Raw genomic sequence first — 21,837 nt, forward strand, 5'->3', positions numbered from 1 at the left:
AGACAGAACAGGGAGAGACGCGTGGATCGTCGTTCGTTCATCACCAAGGCCGGTCTCGGCGCAGGCGCGGCCGCATTGGCCGCACCGGCCGTCGCGCAGGGCAACATCACCTGGCGCATGGTCACCACCTGGCCCAAGAACTTTCCGGGTCTCGGCGTGGGCGCGCAGCGTCTCGCGACCGGATCACCGCCGCCTCGGGCGGCCGACTGACGATCCAGGTCTATTCGGCGGGCGAGCTTGTGCCGCCGCTGCAATCGCTCGACGCGGTGATCGACGGCACCGCCGAGATGTCGCATTCGGCCGCCTATTACTGGCAGAACAAGTCCTCGGCGCTGAACTTCTTCACCGGCGTGCCCTACGGCATGACCTCGACCGAGCTGGCGGGCTGGATGCGCCACATGGGCGGTCAGGAGCTCTGGGACGAGGTCTATGACCAGTTCGGCGTGCAAGGCTTCCTGTCGGGCAACACCGGCACGCAGGCCGGCGGCTGGTTCCGCGAGGAGGTCACCGGTCTCGACAGCCTCAGCGGCCTGCGCTTCCGCACTCCGGGCCTTGGCGGCCGCGTGTGGGAAAAGCTCGGCGTTACAGCGACCAACATGGCCGCGGGCGAGATCTTTCAGGCGTTGCAGTCGGGCACGCTTGATGCGGCCGAGTTCGTCGGCCCCTACAACGACCTTGCGCTGGGCTTCCATCAGGTCGCCAAGAACTACTACTTCCCCTCCTTCGTGGAGCCGGGCCTCGCCACCGAGCTGGTGGTCGACAAGGCCAAGTACTCCGAGTTGCCCGAGGACCTGCAGGCGATCATCCGCGACGTATCGCAGGCCGAGTACGACATGGTCGCCTCGGACTTTGCCGCCAACGATCCGCGCGCGCTCAACACGCTGGTGAACGAGCATGGCGTGCAGGTGCGCCAGTTCCCCGAAGAGGTTCTCGAGGCCGCGGCCGAGGCATCGAAGGAGGTTCTGGGCGAACTGCGCGACAGCGGCGACGACCTGACCAAGCGCACCACCGAGAGCTTTATCGAGTCTCTGAAGCTGCTGCGCACCAAGGCGCAGACCGCCGACGCCAACTTCATCCGCGCGCGCGAGCAGTATTTCGAGATGTGATCCCGACCCCGTCGGAAAAAGAGAAAGCCCGGATCGAAAGATCCGGGCTTTTTCGTTCTGTCTGATCGGCTTTGCGCTTGTTACAGCACCGTCGGCAGCCAGGTCACGATGCCCGGAAAGGCGAAGAGCAGCGCGATGCCGATCAATTGCAGCACCACGAAGGGGATGATGCCGCGATAGATCGCCGAGGTCGGCAGGCTGTCGGGGGCCACGCCGCGCAGGTAGAACAGCGCGAAGCCGAAGGGCGGCGTCAGGAACGAGGTCTGCAGGTTCATCCCCACCAGCACGCCGAGCCAGATCGGGTCGATGTCGAGCGCCAGCAGTATCGGCGCGGTGATCGGGATCACGATGAAGATGATCTCGAAGGTGTCGAGGATGAAGCCCAGCACGAACATGATCGCCATCACGACGATGACCGCCGCATAGGCCCCGCCCGGAAGGTTCGACAGGAACTCGTGCACGAGGTTGTCGCCGCCCATCAGCCGGAACACGATCGAGAAGACCGAGGCCCCGAACAGGATCACGAACACCATGGAGGTGATGGTCGCCGTGGCCACGACGGTTTCGTGCAGCACCCGGAAGGACAGGCGCCAGCGCAGCGCCGCAAGGAGGATCGCGCCCACTGCGCCGACAGAAGCGGCTTCGGTCGGTGTCGCCACGCCGCCCAGGATCGAGCCGAGCACCGCCATGATCAGCAGGAGCGGCGGCAGCAGCGCGACCAGCACCTCCTTGAACAACCCGCGCTTTTCCGAGAGCGGCACCGGCGTCGCGGGGCAGCTTTCGGGATCGGTGATCGCCTTGAAGATGATCCACAGAGAATAGAGCCCCACCAGCATCACGCCCGGCAGCAGCGCGCCGGCGAAGAGATCGCCGACCGAAACCGGGGTGGGCGCGAAATTGCCCTTCTCCATCTGCACCTGCGAGTTGATGCCCGACAGCATGTCGCCCATGAAGATCAGCACCGTCGAGGGCGGAATGATCTGGCCCAGCGTGCCCGAAGAGCAGATCACGCCGGTGGCGAGCTTGGGGTCATAGCCCGCGCGCAGCATCGCGGGCAGCGAGATGAGGCCCATGGTGACCACCGTGGCGCCGACCACGCCGGTCGAGGCCGCGAGCATGGCGCCGACGATCACCACCGACAGGCCGAGGCCGCCGCGCAGGTTGCCAAAGAGCTTTGACATGGTGAGCAGGAGCTGCTCGGCGATGCGCGACCGCTCCAGCATCACCCCCATAAAGATGAACAACGGCACCGCGACCAGCACCTCGCTGGTCATGAAGCCGATGTAACGGCTTGGCAGGCTGCCGAAATTCGACGGGTCGAACACGCCGATCGCCCAGCCTGCAAGCCCGAACAGCAACGACACGCCCGCCAGCGTGAAGGCCACGGGAAAGCCCAGCATCAGAAAGCCGATGATGCCGAAGAACATGAGACCCGACAGGATCTCTCCGATGAGTGTCAGGTCCATGTTATTCGGCTGCCTCGGTCAAGTGATCGGCTTTGAGGGTGTAGCGCAGGCGTTCGGGCAGCATCCCGTCGCGCCCCGCCAGCGTCAGGATCGCCCGGCCCGCCATGGCGAGGCCCTGAAGCCCGACCAGCACCGCGAATGCGATGATGAAGCTCTTGAGGATGAACAGCCCCGGCATGCCGCCGACATTGGCCGACCCCTCCTGATAGCCCCAGCTGCGCTGCACGAAGGGCATCGCGTAGAGATAGACGATCACGCAGAAGGGCAGCAGGAACACCGCCACGCCGATCAGGTCGATCAGCGCCTTTCGCGGGATCGAAGCGGGACGGTAGAAGATGTCGACGCGCACATGGTCGTCGCGCAAGAGCGCGAACCCGGCCACGGCGGTGAACATCGCGCCGTTGAGCCAGATGTAGAGGTCCTGCATCCAGACATAGCTGACGGCGAAGACGTAGCGCTGCACCACCACGGTAAAGCAGACCACGACGATCCCCAGCGCGAGCCAGGAGAAGACGTGGCCTATGATCCGGTTCAGGGCCGATATGGCGGTGACGACCGCCGCAAGCGCGCGCATCCTTCCCTCCCTCGTGGGCGTTCCATTGCGCGACGTCATGACACGCCAGAGCCTTGCCTCGCAACGCCCCGATGCAGTGCGGCATCGGAAAAATCGCCCGGACTCTTGGCATTGCCTGCCGAAATTCCACGCAAGATGGCCTTGACCTCGCGTCTGCGGCACGATCCGCGAGCCCGCAGTTGACAGCCGCCCCGCCCGCTGCCTAGCCTTCATTCAAACCGCCCGGGGAGAAACGGAGGCGGGAGGATACTGGGAGGAAGGCCGTGACGATGATCACGTTCGCCGTGCCGCGACCGCGGGGCGGTCGTTGATGGACGCCGTTCTGAAGGCCGAAGGGCTGACCAAGGAATTCAAGGGCTTCGTCGCCGTCAACAAGGTCGATCTCACCGTCGAACGCGGCTCGATCCATGCGCTGATCGGGCCCAACGGCGCGGGCAAGACCACCTGCTTCAACCTGCTGACCAAGTTCCTGCAGCCGACGCGCGGCACGATCACCTATGACGGGCGCGACATCACCAAGATGGCCCCCGCCGACATCGCCCGGCTGGGCATGGTCCGCAGCTTCCAGATCTCGGCGGTGTTTCCCGATCTCAGCGTCCTGCAGAACGTGCGCGTGGCGCTGCAGCGCAAGCGTGGCGACAGCTACGACTTCTGGCGCTCGGAGCGCGGATTGACCCAATTCGACGACGAGGCGCGCGAGCATATCGACGCGGTCGGCCTTTCGGAGTTCACCGACAATCGTGCGGGCGAGCTGTCCTATGGCCGCAAGCGCGCCCTCGAGATCGCCACGACGCTGGCCCTCGATCCGCAGATGCTTCTGCTCGACGAACCGATGGCCGGCATGGGTCAGGAGGACGTGGAACGCACTTCGCAGCTGATCAAGCGGATCGCCGCGAACCGCACCATCCTGATGGTCGAGCACAATCTCAAGGTCGTCGCGGATCTCTCTGACAAGATTACGGTTTTGGCCCGTGGCGAGATCCTTGCCGAGGGCGATTACGCCGCCGTGTCGAAATCCCCCGACGTGATCGACGCCTATATCGGAGCCGGACATGACTGACGCCGCCACGATGACCCACCGCCCCGCCGCCACCGGCGCGGCGCTCCTCAAGGTCGAGGGCCTTCAGGCTGGTACGGCGAAAGCCACGTGCTGCACGGTATCGACTTCGAGGTGCGCGAGGGCGAGGTTGTCACGCTTCTGGGCCGCAACGGCGCGGGCAAGACCTCGACGCTGCTTGCCGTTATGGGCATCCTGTCCAAGCGCAGCGGCTCGGTGACGATGCGCGGCACCGAAACGATCAAGCTCGAGCCGCGCCACATCGCCAAACTCGGCATCGCGCTGTGCCCCGAGGAGCGCGGCATCTTCTCCTCGCTCAATGTCGAGGAAAACCTGATGCTGCCGCCCAAGATCGCCGATGGCGGTCTCTCGGTCGAGCGGATCTACGAGTTGTTCCCGAACCTTCTGGAGCGCAAGCGCAGCCAAGGCACCAAGCTGTCGGGCGGCGAGCAGCAGATGCTCGCCATCGCCCGCATCCTGCGCACCGGTGCCAAGCTTCTGCTGCTCGACGAGCCGACCGAGGGCCTCGCCCCGGTGATCGTCCAGCAGATCGGCGCGACGATCCGGCAGCTCAAGCAGGAGGGCTTCACCATCGTGCTGGTGGAACAGAACTTCCGCTTCGCGGCCTCGGTCGCCGATCGCCATTACGTCGTCGATCAGGGCCGCGTGGTGGACATGATCCCCAACGCCGAACTCGACGCCAACATCGACAAGCTGCACGCCTATCTGGGCGTCTGAAAGCTTTGCAAGGCGCATGAAAAGCGCCGTCCACTGGGAGGAAAACATGAAGAAAACTGTAATTGGCGCTCTGACGCTCGCGTCCTTTGGCCTGCCCGCGATGGCGCAAGACAACATCGAGGTGACGCTCGGCGTGCTGAACGACCGCTCGGGCGTCTACGCCGACCTTTCCGGCGAAGGCTCGGTCGTCGCGGCGCGCATGGCGGTCGCCGATTTCGATGCGGAGTCCAAGGGGCTCGACGTCGAGGTGATCTCGGCCGACCACCAGAACAAGCCCGACATCGCCTCGAACATCGCGCGCCAATGGTATGATCAGGATGGCGTCGATGCGATCCTCGATGTGCCGACCTCCTCGACCGCGCTGGCCGTGGCCGACATCACCGCGCAGGCCAACAAGATCCTGATCGACAGCGGCGCGGGCTCGACCGCCCTGACCGGCGAGCAGTGCCAGCCGACCACGATCCATTGGACCTACGACACCGCCGCACTTGCCAAGGGCACCGGCGGTGCCGTGACCGAGCGCGGCGACAAGAAGTGGTTCTTCCTGACCGCCGACTACGCTTTCGGCCACTCGCTTGAGGAAGAGACGATGAAGATCGTCGAGGAATCGGGCGGCGAGGTCGTGGGCTCGGTGCGCCACCCCTTCCCGGCGACCGACTTTTCGTCCTTTCTGCTGCAGGCGCAGGCCTCTGGCGCCGACGTGATCGGCCTTGCCAATGCCGGCGGCGATACGGTCAACGCCATCAAGCAGGCAGCCGAGTTCGGCGTCACCCAGTCGGGTCAGTCACTCGCGGCATTGCTGATGTTCATCACCGACGTGCATGCGCTCGGTGCCGAGACCGCGCAAGGCTCGTGCTGACCGAGGCGTTCTATTGGGATCACGATGACCAGACCCGCGAATGGTCGGCCCGCTTCGAAGAGGAGTTCGGCTCCAAGCCCACCATGGTTCACGCCGGGGTCTATTCGGGCACCATGCATTATCTCGCAGGCGTCGAGGCCACCGGCTCGACCGATGGCGACGTGGTCGCCGAGTGGATGAAGGCCAACGAGTTCGACGATCCGCTCTTCGGCAAGGGTTACGTGCGCGAGGATGGCCGGGTGATCCACGACATGCACCTCTACGAGGTCAAGACGCCCGACGAGTCGACCGGCGAGTGGGATCTCTACAACCTCGTTTCGACCATCCCCGGTGAGGAAGCCTTCCTGCCGATGGAAGGTTCGGGCTGCGCCTTCGTCAACGAAAGCTGATCCTGATCGGGCGCGCCTGTCGCGGCGCGCCCACCCCCGCCCCTTCGGGGGCCAACTGACAAGAACGGGACAGGCATGTTCGACCTCCTAGGCATTCCGCCGCAGGTTCTGATGGGGCAGTTGCTGCTCGGGCTGATCAACGGCTCGTTCTACGCCGTCCTGTCCCTCGGCCTCGCGGTGATCTTCGGCCTCCTCAACATCATCAATTTCAGCCATGGCGCGCAGTACATGCTCGGCGCCTTCGTCGCATGGATGCTGCTCGAATATCTGGGCATCAACTACTGGTGGGCGCTGATCCTCGTCCCCGTGATCGTGGGCGCGACTGGCATCATCCTCGAAAAGCTGGCGCTGCGGCGGCTGTATCACCTCGACCACCTCTACGGCCTGTTGCTGACCTTCGGCGTGGCGTTGATCATCCAAGGGCTGTTTCGCAATTATTATGGCATCTCGGGCCTGCCCTACTCCATCCCCGACCAGCTTTCGGGCGGTCAGAACCTCGGCTTCATGTTCCTGCCGAACTATCGCGGCTGGGTCGTGGTGGCCTCGGTCATCGTCTGCTTCGGCACGTGGTTCGTGATCGAGAAGACCCGGCTCGGCGCGTATCTGCGCGCGGCAACCGAGAACCCGACCCTCGTGGGGGCCTTCGGCATCAACGTGCCGCTGATGATCATGCTGACCTACGGCTTCGGCGTGGCTCTTGCGGGCTTTGCGGGCGTGCTCGCGGCGCCGATCTACTCGGTCAACCCGAACATGGGCGCCGACCTGATCATCGTGGTCTTCGCGGTCGTCGTGATCGGCGGCATGGGCTCGATCATGGGGGCGATCGTCACCGGCTTCGGCCTTGGCGTGATCGAGGGGCTGACCAAGGTGTTCTATCCCGCCGGTTCGGCCGTCGTCATCTTCGTGATCATGGCCATCGTGCTGATGATCAAGCCCGAAGGCCTGTTCGGGAGGAACAACTGATGAGCGTGAGCGACATCCAACCCGCCCCGAACGAACGGCGTCCGGCCACCGCCGGGATGCCCAAGCTGCACATGGCGATCTTTGCCGTGCTCTTTGTGCTGCTCGCGGTGCTGCCGCTGCTGGTCTACCCGGTCTTCGCGATGAAGGTGATGTGCTTCGCGCTCTTTGCCGCCGCCTTCAACCTGCTTCTGGGCTTCGGCGGGCTCCTGTCCTTCGGCCATGCGGCCTATTTCGGCGGGGCCTCCTACGTCGCGGCGCATGCCTCCAAGGTCTGGGGCTGGACGCCCGAGACTTCGATCCTCGTCGGCACGCTGGCCGCCGCGCTGCTGGGGCTGCTGATCGGTTCGCTGGCGATCCGGCGGCAGGGGATCTACTTTGCCATGGTCACGCTGGCCTTCGCGCAGATGTTCTACTTCTTCGCGCTGCAGGCCGACTTCACCGGCGGCGAGGATGGCATCCAGTCGGTGCCGCGCGGCTCGCTCTTCGGGATCTTCCCGGTCGACAGCAACGAGGCACTCTACTACCTCGTGCTCGCCGTGACCTTCGGCGGCATCCTGTTTCTCTACCGCATCGTGCATTCGCCCTTCGGGCAGGTCCTCAAGGCGATCCGCGAGAACGAGCCGCGCGCGATCTCGCTGGGCTACCGGGTCAACCGCTACAAGCTCATGGTCTTCGTGCTCTCGGCCGCCTTCGCGGGGCTCGCGGGTGCCACCAAGAGCCAGGTGTTCCAGCTCGCCTCGCTCACGGATGTGCATTGGTCGATGTCGGGCGAAGTGGTGCTGATGACGCTTCTGGGCGGGGTCGGCACGGTGTTCGGCCCGCTCCTCGGTGCGACCATCGTGGTGACCATGCAGAACTACCTCGCCTCGATGGGGGCATGGGTCACGGTGATCCAGGGCGTGATCTTCGTGCTCGGCGTGCTGCTGTTCCGCGAAGGCATCGTCGGCGTGATCTCGAGATGGATCAAGCGGCCGCTCTGAACCGCATGTCAGGCAGACAGGCAAAGGCCCGGGTGGATCGCCCGGGCCTTTCGCTTGGCGGCGAGCGACCGGGCGGATCTGAGTATTTGGAGGGTGAAGCGGCTTTCAGGCGAAGCGCCGACCGGCCTCCAGCGCAAGGCCGGTGCCGACCGAGCCGAGCATGTCGCCCGTGGCGATCCGCGCCGCCGGCAGATGCGCGGCCACCAGCGTGCGCAGCGCGGGCAGGCGCGACGACCCGCCGGTCATGAACACCGTGCCGATCGCATCGGGGCCGATCCCGGCCTGCGCCAGAACCGTCCCGATCCGCGCACCGATCCGCTCCAAGGGTGCTGCCACCGCCTCCTCGAACAGCTCGCGCGTCACGACGGGGTTCGGCCCGCCGACCAGCGGTTTGAGTTCGAGCCGCGTGGCCTCATCGTCCGATAGCGCCACCTTCACCCCCTCGACCGCCATCGCCAACGCGTGACCGCGCCGATCCTCGACCGCGCGGACCATGCGGCCCACCCGCTCGGGCGCGTCGGCTTCCCGCAAGAGCGCCTTGAGGTCCGACAGCGCCCGCGCGGCATAAAGGCGGTTGATGCGGTGCCACGTGGCGAAATCGACGTAGTAGTGGCGCGGCATGTCGCCCTTGCCGCCGCGGATCGGGCTCCCGAGCCCCAGATGCGGCATCGCGGCGGCAAGGCTCAGCAATCGGTCGAGATCGGTGCCGCCGACGCGGATGCCGTCATTGGCGAGGATGTCACCGGCGCGGTCTGCGCGCGTGACGCGTTCGGGGCCGACACGCACCACCGAGAAGTCCGAGGTGCCGCCGCCGATATCGACGATCAGCACCAGCTCTTCGGCAGAAATACCGCTCTCGTAATGCAGCGCCGCCGCGATGGGCTCGTATTGAAAGCCGATTTCGGTGAACCCGGCCCCCCGCGCGATTTCTTCAAGCGCGCCTTGCGCGGCGCGGTCCCCCTCCGCGTCGTCATCGACGAAATGCACGGGGCGGCCCAGCACAGCCCGCTCCACCCCCGGCGCCACGGCATCGAGCCGGGCGCGCAGGTGGCCGAAGTAATGGCCCAAGATCTCCACGAAGCTCACCGAGCGGCGGCCGATGGCGGTGCGCTCGGTGATGAGCGACGAGCCCAGCGTGCTTTTCAACCCACGCAGCAGCCGCCCCTCCTTGCCCGACGCATAGGCCGAAATCGCGGCGCGCCCGAAGATCGGAGCGGGATCGTCCACCTCCCAGAACACGGCGCTGGGGATTGTGGTCTCCTCCCCTTCCACGGCGACGAGCCGCGCGCCCTGCGCGTCGCCCAAACCCAAGGTGGAATTGGAGGTGCCGAAATCGATGCCGCAGGCCGTAGGGGTCATGAGATGTCTCCGCAAAGAGCGGCCCCGCCGGACCGGTTCGAGCGGACCCGTCTAGCCCCCCATGCGCGGCGGCGAAAGCCCCTCAGGCGGGTGTCTGCCCCACGCGCTGAGCGGCGCGGGCGGGGCGGGCGACTTGGGCAGCGCCACGTTGATCCCCGCCTCGCTCAGCATACGGTAGATCTCGGCAAAGCTCTCGTCGGCGATCATCGCCTCGCCCTTGCGCTGGCTCAGGAAGCTGTCGGCGGGACCGGCGAAGCGGATCGCGGCATCGACCTCTTCGTCCGAGCCGACCTTGTAGGCGCCGATGCGGATCAGCTCCTCCATGTCGGCATGCCGCGCGAGGCTGCGCCTTGCCGCCTGCAGCACCGCGTATTCGGCGGGCGAATGGCAGGCGGGCAGCATCCGCGAAATGCTTTTCTGAATGTTGACGGCCGGAAAGCGGCCCTGCTCGGCGATGGCGCGGTCGAGCACGACATGACCGTCGAGCACGCCGCGCACCGCGTCGGCCACCGGTTCGTTCATGTCGTCGCCATCGACCAGAACCGTGTAGAGCCCGGTGATGTCGCCCTGCCCCTCGGCGCCGGGGCCCGAGCGTTCGAGAAGCTGCGGCAGCTCGGCGAAGACCGTGGGCGGGTAGCCCTTGGCGGTCGGCGGCTCGCCCGCCGCGAGGCCGATCTCGCGCTGTGCCATGGCGAAACGGGTGACGCTGTCCAGAAGCAGCAGCACCTGCAGGCCCTGATTGCGGAAATGCTCGGCCACCGCCGTGGCGGTCCAGGCCGCCTGACGGCGCATGAGCGGCGGTTCGTCGCCGGTGGAGACAATCATGACCGAGCGCGCCATGCCCTGCGCGCCGAGATCCTCCTGGATGAAATCCTGCACCTCGCGGCCGCGCTCGCCGACGAGGCCGACGACGATCACGTCGGCCTGCGCGCCGCGCGCCAGCATCGCCATCAGGGTCGATTTGCCGACGCCCGAGCCCGCGAAAACGCCCATGCGCTGGCCCCGGCACAGTGGCACGAAGACGTCGAGCGTCTTGATGCCGGTGTCGAGCCGCGCGCCGACCCGGCGCCGCGCGAAGGCGGCGGGGGGGCCGGCGCGCACCATGCGCGGCGCGTCGCCCTCCATCAGTGGCCCACGCCCGTCGAGCGGATCGCCCAGCGCGTTGACCACGCGGCCGATCCAGCCCGCATCGGGGCGCACGAGATCGCCGCGCGGGCTGCTCTCGACCTTGTCACCCACCACCACCCCGGCCCATGAGCCGAAGGGCAGAAGATGCGTGCCGCGCGCATCGATGCCCACCACCTCGCCCAGCACCGGGCCGCGCGCGCCATGCACCGTGCAGCGCCCGCCGATGCCGACCGCGCGCTCCAGCCCGCTTACCGTGAGCGACAGGCCCAGCACCGCGCGCACCTCGCCGGTGACGCGTGCCTCCGGAGCGTTGCGCAGTTGCGACGTCAGGTCCGAAAATGCGGTTTGCATGGAACTCACCCCGGTAGTCATGCCGATTTATACATGCTATCCATGCTCGACTGGAAAGGAAACGCAAATGCTCGATAGCATGTCCTTCTTTGCTCTTGCCTCGAAACGCCTCGATTGGCTCGCGGCGCGGCAGAAGGTGATCTCCGAGAACGTCGCCAACGCCAACACGCCCGACTTTCTGGCCAAGGAGGTGGCGGGGTTCGATTCGGTGCTGGCGGGCACGCAATCGGGCATGACCACAACCAACGCCCGGCATATCGCCACCGGCAGCGGCGGCCATGGCGGACCGCGGGTGATGACCGACGCCGCCGCGTGGGAGCGTTCGATCGACGGCAATACCGTCGTGCTCGAACAGCAGACCGTGAAGGCCGCCGAGGTCAGCGAAAGCTACCGCCTCGCGGCGCAGCTCTACCGCAAGGGCCACGATCTGCTCACCCTTTCCGTCACCGGCCAGCGCTGAGCGCATAGGAGACCGCCATGGACCCGCTTTCCTCGATCAGCGCCATCGCCGCCAGCGGCATGCGGGCGCAGGGCGAACGCCTCAAGGTCGTGTCCGAGAACGTCGCCAACGCCGACTCGACCGGCAATACGCCGGGCGCCGACGCCTATCGCCGCAAGACCCTCGCCTTCGAGGAGCTGGTCGACCGCGAGATGGGCGCCTCCATGGTCAAGGTCGAAGAGATCGGCCGCGACAAGACCCCCTTCGCGCTAGTGCACGACCCCGCGCATCCGGCAGCGGACGCCAAGGGCATGGTCAAGATGCCCAACGTGAACCCGATCCTCGAAATGAGCAACATGCGCGAGGCGTCGCGCAGCTACGAGGCGAACATGAACATGTTCGAGGCGGGGCGCGACATGCGCACCCAGATGCTCGACCTTCTCAGATAAGGCTGACCGATGACCGAGTTTTCGTCGATCCTCTCCACTTCCAACGTCCGCGGCGCCTACCGCTCCTCGCAGGAGCTGTCGGGTCTGCCCGGCGCGGCGGACGCGACCGGCAAGGGCGAGAGCTTTTCCGACATGCTGCGCGACGCCACCACGAACACGGTCCAGACCATCCGGGAGGCCGAGGCGGTCGCGCAGAAGGGCTTGACCGGCGAGGTCGGCACCCAGCGCGTCGTCGAAGCGACCCTGGAGCTGGAGAGCACCGTGAAGATGATGGTCTCGATGCGCGACAAGGTCATCGAGGCGTATCAGGAAATCATGCGGATGCCGATCTGATCGCGGCGCCGACGGGGACGCGGGGGCGGCGATGAACGAGAGCGACACCTACGACATCCTATCGGACACGATCCTCACCGTGCTGATCGGCTCGGGCCCGATCCTCGCGCTGGCGCTGGGCGTCGGCCTCGTCATCGCCTTTTTTCAGGCGCTGACGCAGATTCAGGAGATGACGCTGACCTTCGTGCCCAAGATCGCGGCGATCTTTCTCGGCCTGCTCGCCGCCACCCCCTTCATCTACGCAACGCTGACGCGGCTGTCGGACCGGGTGTTCGACCTGATCGCGAGCGGCGGCGCATGAGACGGCTCGCGCTGGCCCTCTCGCTCGTCGCGGCGCTGGTGCCCCGGCCCGGCCTTGCCGGCTGGGGCGATTTCTATCGCGGCAGCGGATCGCTCGCGGCGTCGAGCGCCGTCGCGGGGGCCGATGCGCGCGGCGCACCGCTCGAACGCGGCGTCTGCGTGGCCGAGATCCTGCGCGCGCAGCTGCGCCACCGCATTCCCGGCAACCTGCTTCTGGCGATCGGCATTCAGGAGGCGGGGGTGACGCGCGGCGGCCATCTCACGATCTGGCCATGGGCGGTCAACGCGGCCGGAGAAGGCCGGCTGTTCGACAGCCGCGACGCGGCGCTGGGCTGGATTGCCGAGCGGCGCGCAGCCGGGATCGAAAGCATCGATGTGGGCTGCATGCAGATCAACCTGCGTTGGCATCCGGACGCCTTTGCCGATGCGGGTCAAGGCTTCGATCCGGCGCAGAACGTCGAATACGCCGCGCGTTTCCTGCGCGGATTGTTCGAGGAGTTCGGCGACTGGACAGCAGCGGCGGGCGCCTATCATTCGCGCACGCCAGAGGCCCAAGGGGTCTATCTCGCGGCGCTGCGTCGCAACGTCGAGATCGCCAACGAGCGGATCGCCGGGTTTCGCGACATCGCCGCGCCCGGCGCGTCCGGCGCACCGGTGCTGGCGCCCGCCCCCCGCCAACCGGGCGCAGGGTCGATGCGGCGGGGTTGGTCGGCAGGCGGCGCGCAAGGCGGCGGCGCGCGCTTCGGCATCTACAGCGACGCGCCGCTCAGACCGGTGATGTCCATCGCCACCCCTTCCTCGTGAGGCGCGCATGAGCCCGACCCCCGCTCCCAAGCCCAAAGGCCCATCGGCGTTCGTCACCATGGGTCTTGCCAACCGTGACGTGGGCTTCGCGCTCGGCGTCACGGCGGTTCTCGCCGTGCTCTTCGTGCCGCTGCCCTCGGTGCTGCTCGACCTCGGTCTTGCGGTGTCGCTGGCGCTCTCGGCGCTGATCCTGATGGTGGCGCTGTGGATCCCGCGCCCGCTCGATTTCAACAGCTTTCCGACGCTGCTCCTCGTCGTGACCATGCTGCGCCTGTCGCTCAACGTCGCCTCGACCCGGCTGATCCTGAGCCAGGGCCATACCGGGCCCGGTGCTGCGGGCGGCGTGATCGAAGGGTTTTCACGCTTCATCGTCGCGGGCAGCTTCGTGATCGGCATCGTGATCTTCGCGATCCTCGTGGTGATCAACTTCATCGTCATCTCCAAGGGCTCGACCCGGATCGCCGAAGTGGCGGCGCGGTTCTCGCTCGACGCGATGCCGGGCAAGCAGATGGCGATCGACGCCGATCTCGGCGCGGGGCTGATCGACGAGGACGTGGCCAAGAAACGCCGCAAGGAGCTCGAAGACGAGAGCGGTTTCTTCGGGGCGATGGACGGCGCGTCGAAATTCGTGCGCGGCGACGCCGTGGCGGGCCTGATCATCACCATGATCAACATCGTCGGCGGCATCCTGATCGGCGTGGTCCAGCACGGGCTGCCGATCGGCGAGGCAGCCAACGTCTATACCACCCTGACCATCGGCGACGGTCTGGTGAGCCAGATCCCCGCGCTCATCGTCTCTCTCGCCGCCGGTCTCATCGTCACCAAGGGCGGCACCGAGGGCGCGGCCAACGAGGCGGTGCTGGCCCAGCTCGGCAAGTTTCCCAAGGCGCTCTACATGGCGGCGGGGCTTCTGTGCGGCATCGGCCTGCTGCCGGGCTTTCCCCTGCCCGTCTTCGCGATCCTCGCGGCGATGATGGCGGGCTTGGGATATGTCATGGATCGCGAGGCCAAGGCCCGGCTCGAACGCGAGGCGGTGCAGGCGGTGGAAAGCGCGCAGGCCGCCACCAAGGACCCCGAAGACGACGTTCAGCAGACGCTCAAGCTCGACGACCTGCGGCTTGATCTGGGCGGCGCGCTGGTGCCGCTGATCAACCGGCCCGACGCCGCCCTGCCCGGCAAGATCAAGAGCCTGCGCCATCTCTTCGCGCGTGACTACGGCTTCGTGCTGCCTTCGGTGCGGATCAAGGACGACCCGTCGCTGGCCTCCGACAGCTATGCCATCACCGTGCAGGGCGTGGCCGCCGCCACCTCCGAGATCCGCGCCACCGGCATGATGGTGATCAACCCCGCCGAGGCCGGGATCGAGCTTCCGGGCCAGCGCACCAAGGACCCGACCTTCGGGCTCGAGGTGGTCTGGGTCGATCAGGCCCTCGCCGACGAGGCCGAGGCCGCGGGCTGCACCGTGGTCGACCCCGAAAGCGTCATCACCACGCATCTGACCGAGATCATCAAGCAGCACATGCCCGAGCTTCTGACCTATGGCGCGGTGCAGGAGCTGATTGAAGGGCTGCCGCGCCCCTATCAGAAGCTTGCCGGCGAAATCTCGGGCACCAGCCCGACGATCCTCGTGCAGCACGTGCTGCAGGCGCTGCTCCTCGAGCGGATCTCGATCCGCAACCTGCCACTGATCGTCGAGGCGATCGCCGAGGCCGGGCGCACCACCTCGTCGGTGACGCTGATCACCGAACATGTGCGCCGCCGCCTGTCGAACCAGATCTGCCACGCGCTGACCGATCCGTCGGGCTTCGTGCCGGTGATCACCATGTCGTCCTCGTGGGAGACCGAGTTCAACGGCGCGGTGCGGATGAACGGCGAGGAGCGCAATTTCCTGATGTCGCCGCAGCGGGTGCAGGAGTTCGTGCTCGAGGCGCGCAAGGAGATCCAGCGTTTTGCCCAGCAGGACGAATGGCCCGCGCTGATGGTCAGCCCCGAGGTCCGTTCCTTCGTGCGCTCCATGCTCGAGCGCGTCAGCCCGATGACGCAGGTGATCTCGCATAACGAGGTGCACCGGAAGGCCGCGCTGCGCACCGTCGCCACCATCGGCGGCTAGGGCTTGGACCTTGCCGAGTTCCTCGTGTCGCAGGTGCTGGCCGCGGGCCTCGTCTTCGCGCGGCTGGGCGCGGCGCTGATGTTCCTGCCGGGCTTCGGCGAACAGACCATCCCGCCCCGGCACCGGCTCTTGTTCGGCCTCGCGCTCAGCGCGGCGGTGGCGCCGCTGGTGCCGATCGGCGGACAGGCCGAGACCGCGCCCGTGGTGCTATTGTCGATGTTCGCGATCGAGATCACCATCGGGATCTGGATCGGCACCACGGCGCGCATCCTGTTCTCGGCGCTGCAATTCGCGGGCTACCAGATCGGCATGGTGGCGGGCCTGTCCAACGCCTTCGCCCCCGGCTCCGGCAGCTTCGAGGGATCGACGCTGATCGCCGGGGTGCTCTTGATGGCGGGCGTGGCGCTGATCTTCGCGACCGAGCTGCACCATCTGATGATCCGCGCGCTGATTGACAGCTACGAGCTGTTTCCGCCCGGCCGGCTGATGCTCGGCGATCTGGCGCAGCAGATGGTGCGTGCGGTGGCGCAGAGCTTTTATCTCGGGGTCTCTCTCGCGGCCCCCTTCTACGTGCTGTCGCTGGTGCTCAATCTCGGGATGGGGCTGGCAAACCGCGCGATGCCGAGCCTGCCGGTGTTCTTCGTCGCCGCGCCGATCCTGATCGCGACCGGTCTGCTGGGCCTCGTCGCGGCGGGGCCGGCCATGCTATCGGGAACCATGCAGGCGCTTGCCGACTGGCTCGCGGGCTTCAGCTTCTAAGGAGGGCGCGGTGTCCGACGAAGACAAGAGCAGCAAGACCGAGGAGCCGACCGAAGCCAAGCTACGCAAGGCGCGCGAAAAGGGCGACGTCCCCTCCTCCAAGGAAACCGGCAACATGATGAGCGCCTTCGCGCTGCTCGTCATCTCGCTCTACCTTCTGCCGGGCCTGCTGCCCCGGCTCGCGGGCGATCTGTCGGGGCTGCTCGGCTCCGCGGGCAGCATCGAGATCGGCTCGGGCACCACCGGGCTGCGCGACATCAGCGGGCTGGCGCAGAGCCTCGTCGGCACCGTGCTGACGACGCTGGCTCCCGTCGTGCTGGTAATGGTGCTCGCGGCGCTGTTCGGGGTGCTGATCCAGGGCCAGACCGTGGTGGCGCTCGAGCGGATCAAGCCCAAGCTGTCCAAGCTCAACCCCGGATCGGGCTTCAAGAAGATGTTCTCGGCCGACGCCTTCGTCGAATTTGGTAAGAACATCGCCAAGGTGGGGGTGGTCACGGTGATCGCCCTGCTGGCGGTGCGCTCCTCGGTGATGGACATCTGGGAGACGCCGGGCTTTGCGCCCGAGACGCTTCTGCCGCATGCGCGCGGGGCCGTGGTGCGCATCCTCATAGGGGCGACGGCCTTTCTCGCCCTGGTGGCGCTGATCGACATCATCTGGAAGCGGATGGACTACATCCGCAAGCAGCGGATGAGCCTCAAGGAGATCCGCGACGAGCACAAGGACAGCGAAGGCGACCCGCACATCAAGGGTAAGCGCGCCCAAATCCGCCGCAAGCGCGCGCAGCAGCGCATCGCCACGGCGGTGCCGCAGGCGACCGTGGTGCTCACCAACCCGACGCATTACGCGGTGGCGCTGCGCTACACGCCCGGCCTCGATCCCGCGCCGGTCTGCGTCGCCAAGGGGGCCGATCTCATCGCGGCCCAGATCCGCCGCATCGCGCGCGAGAACGACGTCACCATCGTCGAGAACAAGCCGCTGGCCCGCGCGCTGCACGCGGCGGTCGAGGTCGACGAGGCGATTCCGGCCGAGCATTGGCAGGCGGTGGCCGAGATCATCGGCTACATCATGGATCTCAAGCGCCGCATCCGCCGCGCCCCGCCCGAAGGCTCGGCGCTGCGCGAGGAAGACTGAGGCCCGAAAGGCCGAAGGACCGGGGAGCTTACTGGAGCCGGATGCCGTTGAGCCGCTGGTCGCCCGGCAGCTTGGAACGCTCGAGGATGATCATCGAGATCGCCTGCGCGCGCACCACGTTCATCGCGGCCAGAACCGGCGCAGCGTCGCGCTCGGGCATCGCGCCCAGAACCGTCACCGCGACCTCGATGTCGAGATCGTTCATGATCGTCGCGGCGTCGCGCGGCTTCATGTTGACATAGAGCGCCACGAGGCGCGCCACATCGGCCTCGCGGGCCTCGTCGATCTTGGTCATCAACCCTTCGAGTTCGCCGCGCAGCTCCGACAGCCGCGCCATCTCGATCGACAGCGTCTCCTCGGCCAGCGCGATTTCGGAGGCGCGCTCATCGAGCGCGGCGCGCTGATCGTCCAAGAGCCCGCGTTCGGTGGCGATGGCCGAGAGCACCTCCTCGGGGGCGGCGCAGCTTTCGGGGATCGCGGGGGCCACCGCCGCGGTCGCGGGCTCGGGTTCGGGATCGCCCGCCGCGGCGTTGGCGGCGCTCACGAAGAGGCCGGGACGCGTGGGGATGTCGGGGCGCGGCGCGCCGAGATCGCCGACCAGCAACGACGCTTTGGCGACACCGGCCAGCGCCAAGGCGCCGATCACGATCTGGAAGGGGCGCGGCGCGTTCACTGGTCGCGCTCTCGCACGCTGTCGAAAAAGCCCTGCACCAGCTCGGTCTTGCCGGTGACGCGGGTGACCCCGGCGGCCTGCGCGCGGGCGCGGGCCGCGCGGGCGACCTTGTCGCCGCCGCGGGTCGCGGGCTTGTCGCCACGGGCCGCGGGCGCGGCCGCATCGCGGCTGGCGGCGAGCGGGGCCTTCACGGGCGGATCGTTGAGGCTGCGCGCCACGCTGCCCAGATCGCGCACCGATTCCTCGGATTTGTCGACCGCCGCCGCATAGGCGGTGATCATCGGCTGCAGCTCGCGCAGCGTCTCCATCAGGAGCCGCACCCGGCGGTCCACCATCCAGGCATAGCCCAAGACACCGGCCAGCATCGCCAGGATCATCGCGTCAATCAGCAAGCTCACCGGCGCGCTCCTTTCCTTGATCGCCCAGATCGTCGGTCACGCGCAGCGCCACCGCCCCGTTCTTGCGCCGCCCCATCGCGGCGCGGAACATCGGTCGACCGTTGCACGATACGGTCGCCTCGTGATCCATGTCGACCCCGAGGTCAATGACATCGCCGGGCGCCCAGTCGAGAACCGTGCGCAGGCCGACACGCACTTCGTGCAGCACGGCGGTGATCCGCGCCTCCGAGCCCTCGATCGAGCGGCCCAAGGCCTTGCGCCAGCCATTGTCGCCGCCCAGTTCGCCGCCCGGAAAGTTCTGCGAGAGCATCGGACGCACCGTTTCCAGCGTGCTGTCGGGGATCACGAAATCCAAGGTGCCGCCGCGGTCCTCGAGGCTCACTTTCAAAGTGATCCGCACCGCCGGCGCGTTGGGTGGGGCCAGAACCGCGTTGGTGGGGCTGTTTTCGAGGTGATCGACTTTAAGCTTCACGCCGCCCACCGTCTCGAAAGCGGCCTCGAGTTCGCCCAGCACCATTTCTGCGAGGCGTTGGCCGAATCGCCGCTCGATCGCGGTAAAGCTGCGCGGCTTCCAAGTGTGACCGCCGCCACCGCGCCCGCCGAGCATGATTTCGAGCACCGAGAACAGAAGATCGGGTGAGATCGCCACCCCGATGCGCCCGTCCCAAGGCTCGGCCCGCACCACCGCCGTCAGGGCCGGGCCACCGATGGCTTCGAGGGCAGGCGCGCAGGGCAGGTAATCGAAGGCCGTCAGCGTCGCTTCGGTCGGCATCGCGGCAAAGCTCTTGAACGCGCTGCCCAAGGCCAGCGCGTAGCGGTCGAAGATGGCTTCCAGAAGCGGCAGCCGCTCGTAGCTGAGCGAGGCCATCTGGATGATCTGCTCCTCGATGCTGCCGTCCGACAGGCCGCCCTCGGGCTCTCTGAGCGTGCGCTGGTTCATGGCGGTCATTCCTACTGGATGATCATGTCGGAGACGAGGATCTCGCGCGGGGCCTCGCCGCCGGAGACGGCGCGAGCGCGGCGCAGCAGTTCGGATTTGAGATCCGCCAGCCCGAGGCTGCCACGCAGGTCGCGCTCGTCCAAGGTGCGCAGGTAATCCTGAAAGCTGTCGCGCATGTAGACCTGCCGCTCCTGCAGCCGGGCGGCGTCGGAAGCAGCCTGATCGTAGATCAGCGCGAGGTCGAGCTTGAGAAACCGGCTGGTCTGGCGGCCCGAAGCCGTGGTCGCGGTGATGTTGACGATGATCTCCTCGAAGGGCATCGCCATGCGCGACGGGTCGGTGGCGAGCGGCGAAGGCGCGTCCTTGGACGCCGCGTCGACTTTCTCCGCCTCGGCATCGTCGGGTGCTCCGGCCTCATCGCCCCCGCCCAGCCCGGCTAGTTCCATGATCCGCGCCGGGCCCACCGCCGCGACGAGACCGCCGCCCAGCGCGAGCACGGAGAGCAGCACGAGCAGGATCAGCCGCAGCCGACCCGGTCGGGCTCCGCTCTGCTTGCCGATCGTCTTCGCATTCACATCTGTCATTCTGGTTCCCGCTGGATCGTCGGAACATGGACAATATGTGTTGTTTGGGCCGAACAGGCAAGAACTTATCCATGACTATACTTGTTCCATGACCCGTATTGCGGATAGTTTCACGACAAAGACCCGTAGCGGCGAGGCCTTGCGTGCAATCCATCATCGAAAATCTCGCGGCCTTGGGCCGTCCTCGCCTGATCGCGCTCGGGGCCACCGGTCTGGGGCTGATCACGGCGCTTCTGGTGGGGCTGAACCTCGTCCTCGCGCCGAACTTCGCGCCGCTCTATTCCGACCTGTCCCTGGCCACCGCCGGACGCGTCGTCGCAGCGCTCGAACAGGACGGGGTCCCGGTGGAGCTGTCCGGCGGCGGCACCATCGTCAGCGTGCCGCAGGACGATGTGGCCCGCGCGCGGATGTCGCTGGCCGAACAGGGGCTTCCGGGCGAAGGCGGCGCGGGCTGGGAAATCTTCGACCAGTCATCGGGTCTCGGCATGAACAGCTTCATGCAGCAGGTCAGCCGTCTTCGCGCGCTCGAAGGTGAACTTGCCCGCTCGATCCAGACCATCGACGGCATCGACGCGGCCCGCGTCCACCTCGTGCTGCCCGAGCGCGAGGCATTTTCGCGCACCCGGCCCGAGCCCTCGGCCTCGGTCATCGTGCGCGGCCGCGCCACCTCGTCGATTTCGCGCCGCCAAGGCTCGCGATCCGCGCGCTCGTGGCCTCGGCCGTGCCGGACCTCGCGCCGTCGCGCGTCACCGTGCTGTCGGCCAGCGGCGAGACGATCCTGTCGGAGGAGACCGAGGGCGACGCGGGCGTGCAGGCGGCGGGCGCCTCGATGCAGGAGCGGATGCAGCGCTCGATCACCGAAATGCTCACGGCGCGCGTCGGCGCGGGCAACGCGCGGGTGCAGGTCAATGTCGACCTCTCGACAGAGCGGCAGGTGATCCGCGAGCAAAGCTTCAACCCCGATCAGCATGTGGTGCGCTCGACCGAGACCCGGCAGGAAGAAAGCCAGGACCGCGCCGGCACGCAGCAAGAGGTGGGCGTGGGCAACAACCTGCCCCCCGAGTTGGGCGGCGACGTCAATGGCGAGCAATCCGCCTCGACCTCCAACCGCACTGACGAGATCGTCAACTACGAAATCGGCTCGACCCAGAGCGAAACCGTGCGCGAGCCCGGCGCGGTGGAGCGGATCTCGGTCGCGGTGCTGGTCAACGGCATCTACAACGTCGCCGACAATGGCGAGACGATCTACGAGGAGCGCAGCGCGGAAGAGCTGCAGCGGCTCGAACAGCTGGTGCGCTCGGCGGTGGGCTATGACGAGGCGCGCGGCGATCTCGTCTCCGTCGACAGCCTGCGCTTCATGGATTACTCGATGGATGTCGGCGCGCCGATCGGCCTGTCCCTGGGCCAGACCATCGCGCAGAACTTCGGCGCGATCCTGCGTGGCACCTTCGCCCTCGCGCTGGTGGCGGCGGTTCTGGCCTTCGGCCTGCGGCCGATGCTGCGCCGGGTGCTGCCCGAGGCCGCGCCCGGACTGGCGCTCGCGGGGGCCGAGGCCGGGGCCGGCCAGCTCGGCCATGACGGCACACAGCCGCAGGCCCTGCCCGGCATGAGCGATGCCTCCGGTGCGCCCGGCGCCCGCGGTCCGGCACAGCAGGCGGTGCTTCCCTACGAGCAGCAGATGGCGACCTATGACGGCGACGAGATGATCTCGCTCGCTTCGGTCGACGGCAAGATCGGCATGCGCAGCCTCGTCTCGGTCGGAGAGATGGTCGAGAACGAGCCCGAGGCCTCGCTGAAGGTCGTGCAGGGCTGGCTGGCCGAGGAGGCCTGAGATGGTGCTGTTCGACAGGGATTTCGACCGCGAGATCGCCGAGGAGCGTCGCGCCGTCGCGCGGGTTGAGCAGGTCCGTCACAGCGATGACGACCTGCGCGCCGCCGTGGCCGAG

Annotated in this window: 21 protein-coding genes and 3 pseudogenes; 16 read left to right on the top strand and 8 right to left on the bottom strand. The window is 67.2% G+C overall.

What is annotated here, in order from left to right; all coding sequences use genetic code 11:
- Positions 1-21 precede the first annotated feature (21 nt).
- A pseudogene (locus MBELCI_RS10405) lies at positions 22-1,106 on the top strand (TRAP transporter substrate-binding protein).
- 80 nt (positions 1,107-1,186) lie between these two features.
- On the opposite strand, the gene MBELCI_RS10410 reads toward MBELCI_RS10405, so the two are convergent.
- Together MBELCI_RS10410 and MBELCI_RS10415 are read right to left on the bottom strand one after the other, a co-directional pair.
- Complete coding sequence (locus tag MBELCI_RS10410) at positions 1,187-2,572, bottom strand: TRAP transporter large permease (protein WP_021694161.1); 1,386 nt, start codon at positions 2,570-2,572, stop codon at positions 1,187-1,189.
- A gap of 1 nt (position 2,573) precedes the next feature.
- Entirely contained in the window at positions 2,574-3,146 is a 573-nt protein-coding gene (locus MBELCI_RS10415) for a TRAP transporter small permease subunit (RefSeq protein WP_021694162.1), read from the bottom strand.
- A 310-nt stretch (positions 3,147-3,456) separates the two neighbouring features.
- Here MBELCI_RS10415 and MBELCI_RS10420 point away from each other — a divergent pair, with 310 nt between their 5' ends.
- The 5 genes and pseudogenes from MBELCI_RS10420 (at position 3,457) to MBELCI_RS10440 (ending at position 8,132) form a co-directional block, all read left to right on the top strand.
- On the top strand, positions 3,457-4,206 hold the full coding sequence (locus tag MBELCI_RS10420) for an ABC transporter ATP-binding protein (protein WP_021694163.1): 750 nt from the start codon (positions 3,457-3,459) through the stop codon (positions 4,204-4,206).
- Between the two features lie 10 nt (positions 4,207-4,216).
- A pseudogene (locus tag MBELCI_RS10425) lies at positions 4,217-4,941 on the top strand (ABC transporter ATP-binding protein).
- 46 nt (positions 4,942-4,987) lie between these two features.
- Positions 4,988-6,189: pseudogene (locus MBELCI_RS10430) on the top strand (ABC transporter substrate-binding protein).
- Between the two features lie 75 nt (positions 6,190-6,264).
- Positions 6,265-7,152 (top strand): branched-chain amino acid ABC transporter permease, encoded by an 888-nt coding sequence (locus MBELCI_RS10435; protein WP_045320006.1) that lies wholly within the window; start codon positions 6,265-6,267, stop codon positions 7,150-7,152.
- Complete coding sequence (locus tag MBELCI_RS10440) at positions 7,152-8,132, top strand: branched-chain amino acid ABC transporter permease (RefSeq protein ID WP_110546477.1); 981 nt, start codon at positions 7,152-7,154, stop codon at positions 8,130-8,132. The genes MBELCI_RS10435 and MBELCI_RS10440 overlap by 1 nt, the downstream gene beginning before the upstream one ends.
- 105 nt (positions 8,133-8,237) lie before the next feature.
- Here MBELCI_RS10440 and MBELCI_RS10445 read toward each other — a convergent pair whose 3' ends face one another.
- Both MBELCI_RS10445 and fliI read right to left on the bottom strand, forming a co-directional pair.
- Entirely contained in the window at positions 8,238-9,491 is a 1,254-nt protein-coding gene (locus MBELCI_RS10445; protein WP_021694167.1) for an Hsp70 family protein, read from the bottom strand.
- Positions 9,492-9,542: 51 nt separating this feature from the next.
- A complete protein-coding gene (gene fliI / locus MBELCI_RS10450; protein ID WP_021694168.1) occupies positions 9,543-10,970 on the bottom strand; it encodes a flagellar protein export ATPase FliI in 1,428 nt (475 codons plus the stop codon).
- Between the two features lie 67 nt (positions 10,971-11,037).
- On the opposite strand from fliI, the gene MBELCI_RS10455 reads away from it, so the two are divergent.
- From MBELCI_RS10455 to flhB, 8 genes are read left to right on the top strand one after another with little or no spacing between them, the layout of a single operon-like run.
- On the top strand, positions 11,038-11,430 hold the full coding sequence (locus MBELCI_RS10455; protein WP_021694169.1) for a flagellar basal body rod protein FlgB: 393 nt from the start codon (positions 11,038-11,040) through the stop codon (positions 11,428-11,430).
- A gap of 17 nt (positions 11,431-11,447) precedes the next feature.
- Complete coding sequence (gene flgC / locus MBELCI_RS10460) at positions 11,448-11,858, top strand: flagellar basal body rod protein FlgC (RefSeq protein ID WP_021694170.1); 411 nt, start codon at positions 11,448-11,450, stop codon at positions 11,856-11,858.
- Between the two features lie 9 nt (positions 11,859-11,867).
- On the top strand, positions 11,868-12,191 hold the full coding sequence (gene fliE, locus MBELCI_RS10465) for a flagellar hook-basal body complex protein FliE (RefSeq protein WP_021694171.1): 324 nt from the start codon (positions 11,868-11,870) through the stop codon (positions 12,189-12,191).
- 31 nt (positions 12,192-12,222) lie between these two features.
- The gene (locus MBELCI_RS10470; protein WP_021694172.1) at positions 12,223-12,492 is read left to right on the top strand and encodes a flagellar biosynthetic protein FliQ; all 270 of its coding nucleotides are present in this window, start codon (positions 12,223-12,225) and stop codon (positions 12,490-12,492) included.
- A complete protein-coding gene (locus MBELCI_RS10475) occupies positions 12,489-13,295 on the top strand; it encodes a lytic transglycosylase domain-containing protein (protein WP_021694173.1) in 807 nt (268 codons plus the stop codon). Before MBELCI_RS10470 ends, MBELCI_RS10475 begins: the two co-directional genes overlap by 4 nt.
- A gap of 7 nt (positions 13,296-13,302) precedes the next feature.
- The gene (gene flhA / locus MBELCI_RS10480; protein ID WP_021694174.1) at positions 13,303-15,405 is read left to right on the top strand and encodes a flagellar biosynthesis protein FlhA; all 2,103 of its coding nucleotides are present in this window, start codon (positions 13,303-13,305) and stop codon (positions 15,403-15,405) included.
- A gap of 3 nt (positions 15,406-15,408) precedes the next feature.
- The gene (locus MBELCI_RS10485) at positions 15,409-16,164 is read left to right on the top strand and encodes a flagellar biosynthetic protein FliR (RefSeq protein ID WP_021694175.1); all 756 of its coding nucleotides are present in this window, start codon (positions 15,409-15,411) and stop codon (positions 16,162-16,164) included.
- Positions 16,165-16,174: 10 nt separating this feature from the next.
- Positions 16,175-17,296 carry a flagellar biosynthesis protein FlhB gene (gene flhB / locus MBELCI_RS10490; RefSeq protein ID WP_021694176.1) on the top strand — a complete coding sequence of 374 codons (1,122 nt, stop codon included), beginning with the start codon at positions 16,175-16,177 and terminating at the stop codon, positions 17,294-17,296.
- Positions 17,297-17,324: 28 nt separating this feature from the next.
- On the opposite strand, the gene MBELCI_RS10495 is transcribed toward flhB, so the two are convergent.
- Genes MBELCI_RS10495 through MBELCI_RS10510 form a run of 4 tightly spaced genes read right to left on the bottom strand, consistent with a single transcriptional unit; the run spans position 17,325 to position 19,891 of the window.
- Positions 17,325-17,969: a MotE family protein gene (locus MBELCI_RS10495; protein ID WP_021694177.1), complete on the bottom strand. Its 645-nt coding sequence runs from the start codon at positions 17,967-17,969 to the stop codon at positions 17,325-17,327.
- Positions 17,966-18,367 (bottom strand): hypothetical protein, encoded by a 402-nt coding sequence (locus MBELCI_RS10500; RefSeq protein ID WP_021694178.1) that lies wholly within the window; start codon positions 18,365-18,367, stop codon positions 17,966-17,968. Before MBELCI_RS10500 ends, MBELCI_RS10495 begins: the two co-directional genes overlap by 4 nt.
- Positions 18,351-19,307, bottom strand: coding sequence for a flagellar motor switch protein FliM (locus MBELCI_RS10505; protein ID WP_021694179.1), 957 nt, complete (start codon positions 19,305-19,307; stop codon positions 18,351-18,353). Before MBELCI_RS10505 ends, MBELCI_RS10500 begins: the two co-directional genes overlap by 17 nt.
- A gap of 11 nt (positions 19,308-19,318) precedes the next feature.
- On the bottom strand, positions 19,319-19,891 hold the full coding sequence (locus MBELCI_RS10510) for a flagellar basal body-associated FliL family protein (protein WP_045320008.1): 573 nt from the start codon (positions 19,889-19,891) through the stop codon (positions 19,319-19,321).
- 143 nt (positions 19,892-20,034) lie between these two features.
- Here MBELCI_RS10510 and MBELCI_RS21635 point away from each other — a divergent pair, with 143 nt between their 5' ends.
- Together MBELCI_RS21635 and MBELCI_RS21640 are read left to right on the top strand one after the other, a co-directional pair.
- A complete protein-coding gene (locus MBELCI_RS21635; RefSeq protein ID WP_235047615.1) occupies positions 20,035-20,829 on the top strand; it encodes a hypothetical protein in 795 nt (264 codons plus the stop codon).
- Positions 20,754-21,722 carry a flagellar M-ring protein FliF C-terminal domain-containing protein gene (locus tag MBELCI_RS21640; RefSeq protein ID WP_235047616.1) on the top strand — a complete coding sequence of 323 codons (969 nt, stop codon included), beginning with the start codon at positions 20,754-20,756 and terminating at the stop codon, positions 21,720-21,722. Before MBELCI_RS21635 ends, MBELCI_RS21640 begins: the two co-directional genes overlap by 76 nt.
- Positions 21,723-21,837 lie beyond the last annotated feature (115 nt).

Origin of the sequence: Limimaricola cinnabarinus LL-001 (genome assembly GCF_000466965.1) — a bacterium.
In the GTDB taxonomy this organism is placed as follows: Bacteria; Pseudomonadota; Alphaproteobacteria; order Rhodobacterales; family Rhodobacteraceae; genus Limimaricola; species Limimaricola cinnabarinus.

What these genes read in the sequence shown, in the direction of transcription:
- MBELCI_RS10475 (WP_021694173.1), top strand. Translation starts at nt 12,489, where the DNA reads ATGAGACGGCTCGCGCTGGCCCTCTCGCTCGTCGCGGCGCTGGTGCCC.
- flgC (WP_021694170.1), top strand. Translation starts at nt 11,448, where the DNA reads ATGGACCCGCTTTCCTCGATCAGCGCCATCGCCGCCAGCGGCATGCGG.
- MBELCI_RS10420 (WP_021694163.1), top strand. Translation starts at nt 3,457, where the DNA reads ATGGACGCCGTTCTGAAGGCCGAAGGGCTGACCAAGGAATTCAAGGGC.
- MBELCI_RS10455 (WP_021694169.1), top strand. Translation starts at nt 11,038, where the DNA reads ATGCTCGATAGCATGTCCTTCTTTGCTCTTGCCTCGAAACGCCTCGAT.
- MBELCI_RS10440 (WP_110546477.1), top strand. Translation starts at nt 7,152, where the DNA reads ATGAGCGTGAGCGACATCCAACCCGCCCCGAACGAACGGCGTCCGGCC.
- MBELCI_RS10445 (WP_021694167.1), bottom strand. Translation starts at nt 9,491, where the DNA reads ATGACCCCTACGGCCTGCGGCATCGATTTCGGCACCTCCAATTCCACC.
- MBELCI_RS10435 (WP_045320006.1), top strand. Translation starts at nt 6,265, where the DNA reads ATGTTCGACCTCCTAGGCATTCCGCCGCAGGTTCTGATGGGGCAGTTG.
- MBELCI_RS21640 (WP_235047616.1), top strand. Translation starts at nt 20,754, where the DNA reads ATGCTCACGGCGCGCGTCGGCGCGGGCAACGCGCGGGTGCAGGTCAAT.
- fliI (WP_021694168.1), bottom strand. Translation starts at nt 10,970, where the DNA reads ATGCAAACCGCATTTTCGGACCTGACGTCGCAACTGCGCAACGCTCCG.
- MBELCI_RS10470 (WP_021694172.1), top strand. Translation starts at nt 12,223, where the DNA reads ATGAACGAGAGCGACACCTACGACATCCTATCGGACACGATCCTCACC.
- MBELCI_RS10415 (WP_021694162.1), bottom strand. Translation starts at nt 3,146, where the DNA reads ATGCGCGCGCTTGCGGCGGTCGTCACCGCCATATCGGCCCTGAACCGG.
- flhA (WP_021694174.1), top strand. Translation starts at nt 13,303, where the DNA reads ATGAGCCCGACCCCCGCTCCCAAGCCCAAAGGCCCATCGGCGTTCGTC.
- fliE (WP_021694171.1), top strand. Translation starts at nt 11,868, where the DNA reads ATGACCGAGTTTTCGTCGATCCTCTCCACTTCCAACGTCCGCGGCGCC.
- MBELCI_RS10510 (WP_045320008.1), bottom strand. Translation starts at nt 19,891, where the DNA reads ATGACAGATGTGAATGCGAAGACGATCGGCAAGCAGAGCGGAGCCCGA.
- MBELCI_RS10410 (WP_021694161.1), bottom strand. Translation starts at nt 2,572, where the DNA reads ATGGACCTGACACTCATCGGAGAGATCCTGTCGGGTCTCATGTTCTTC.
- MBELCI_RS10505 (WP_021694179.1), bottom strand. Translation starts at nt 19,307, where the DNA reads ATGAACCAGCGCACGCTCAGAGAGCCCGAGGGCGGCCTGTCGGACGGC.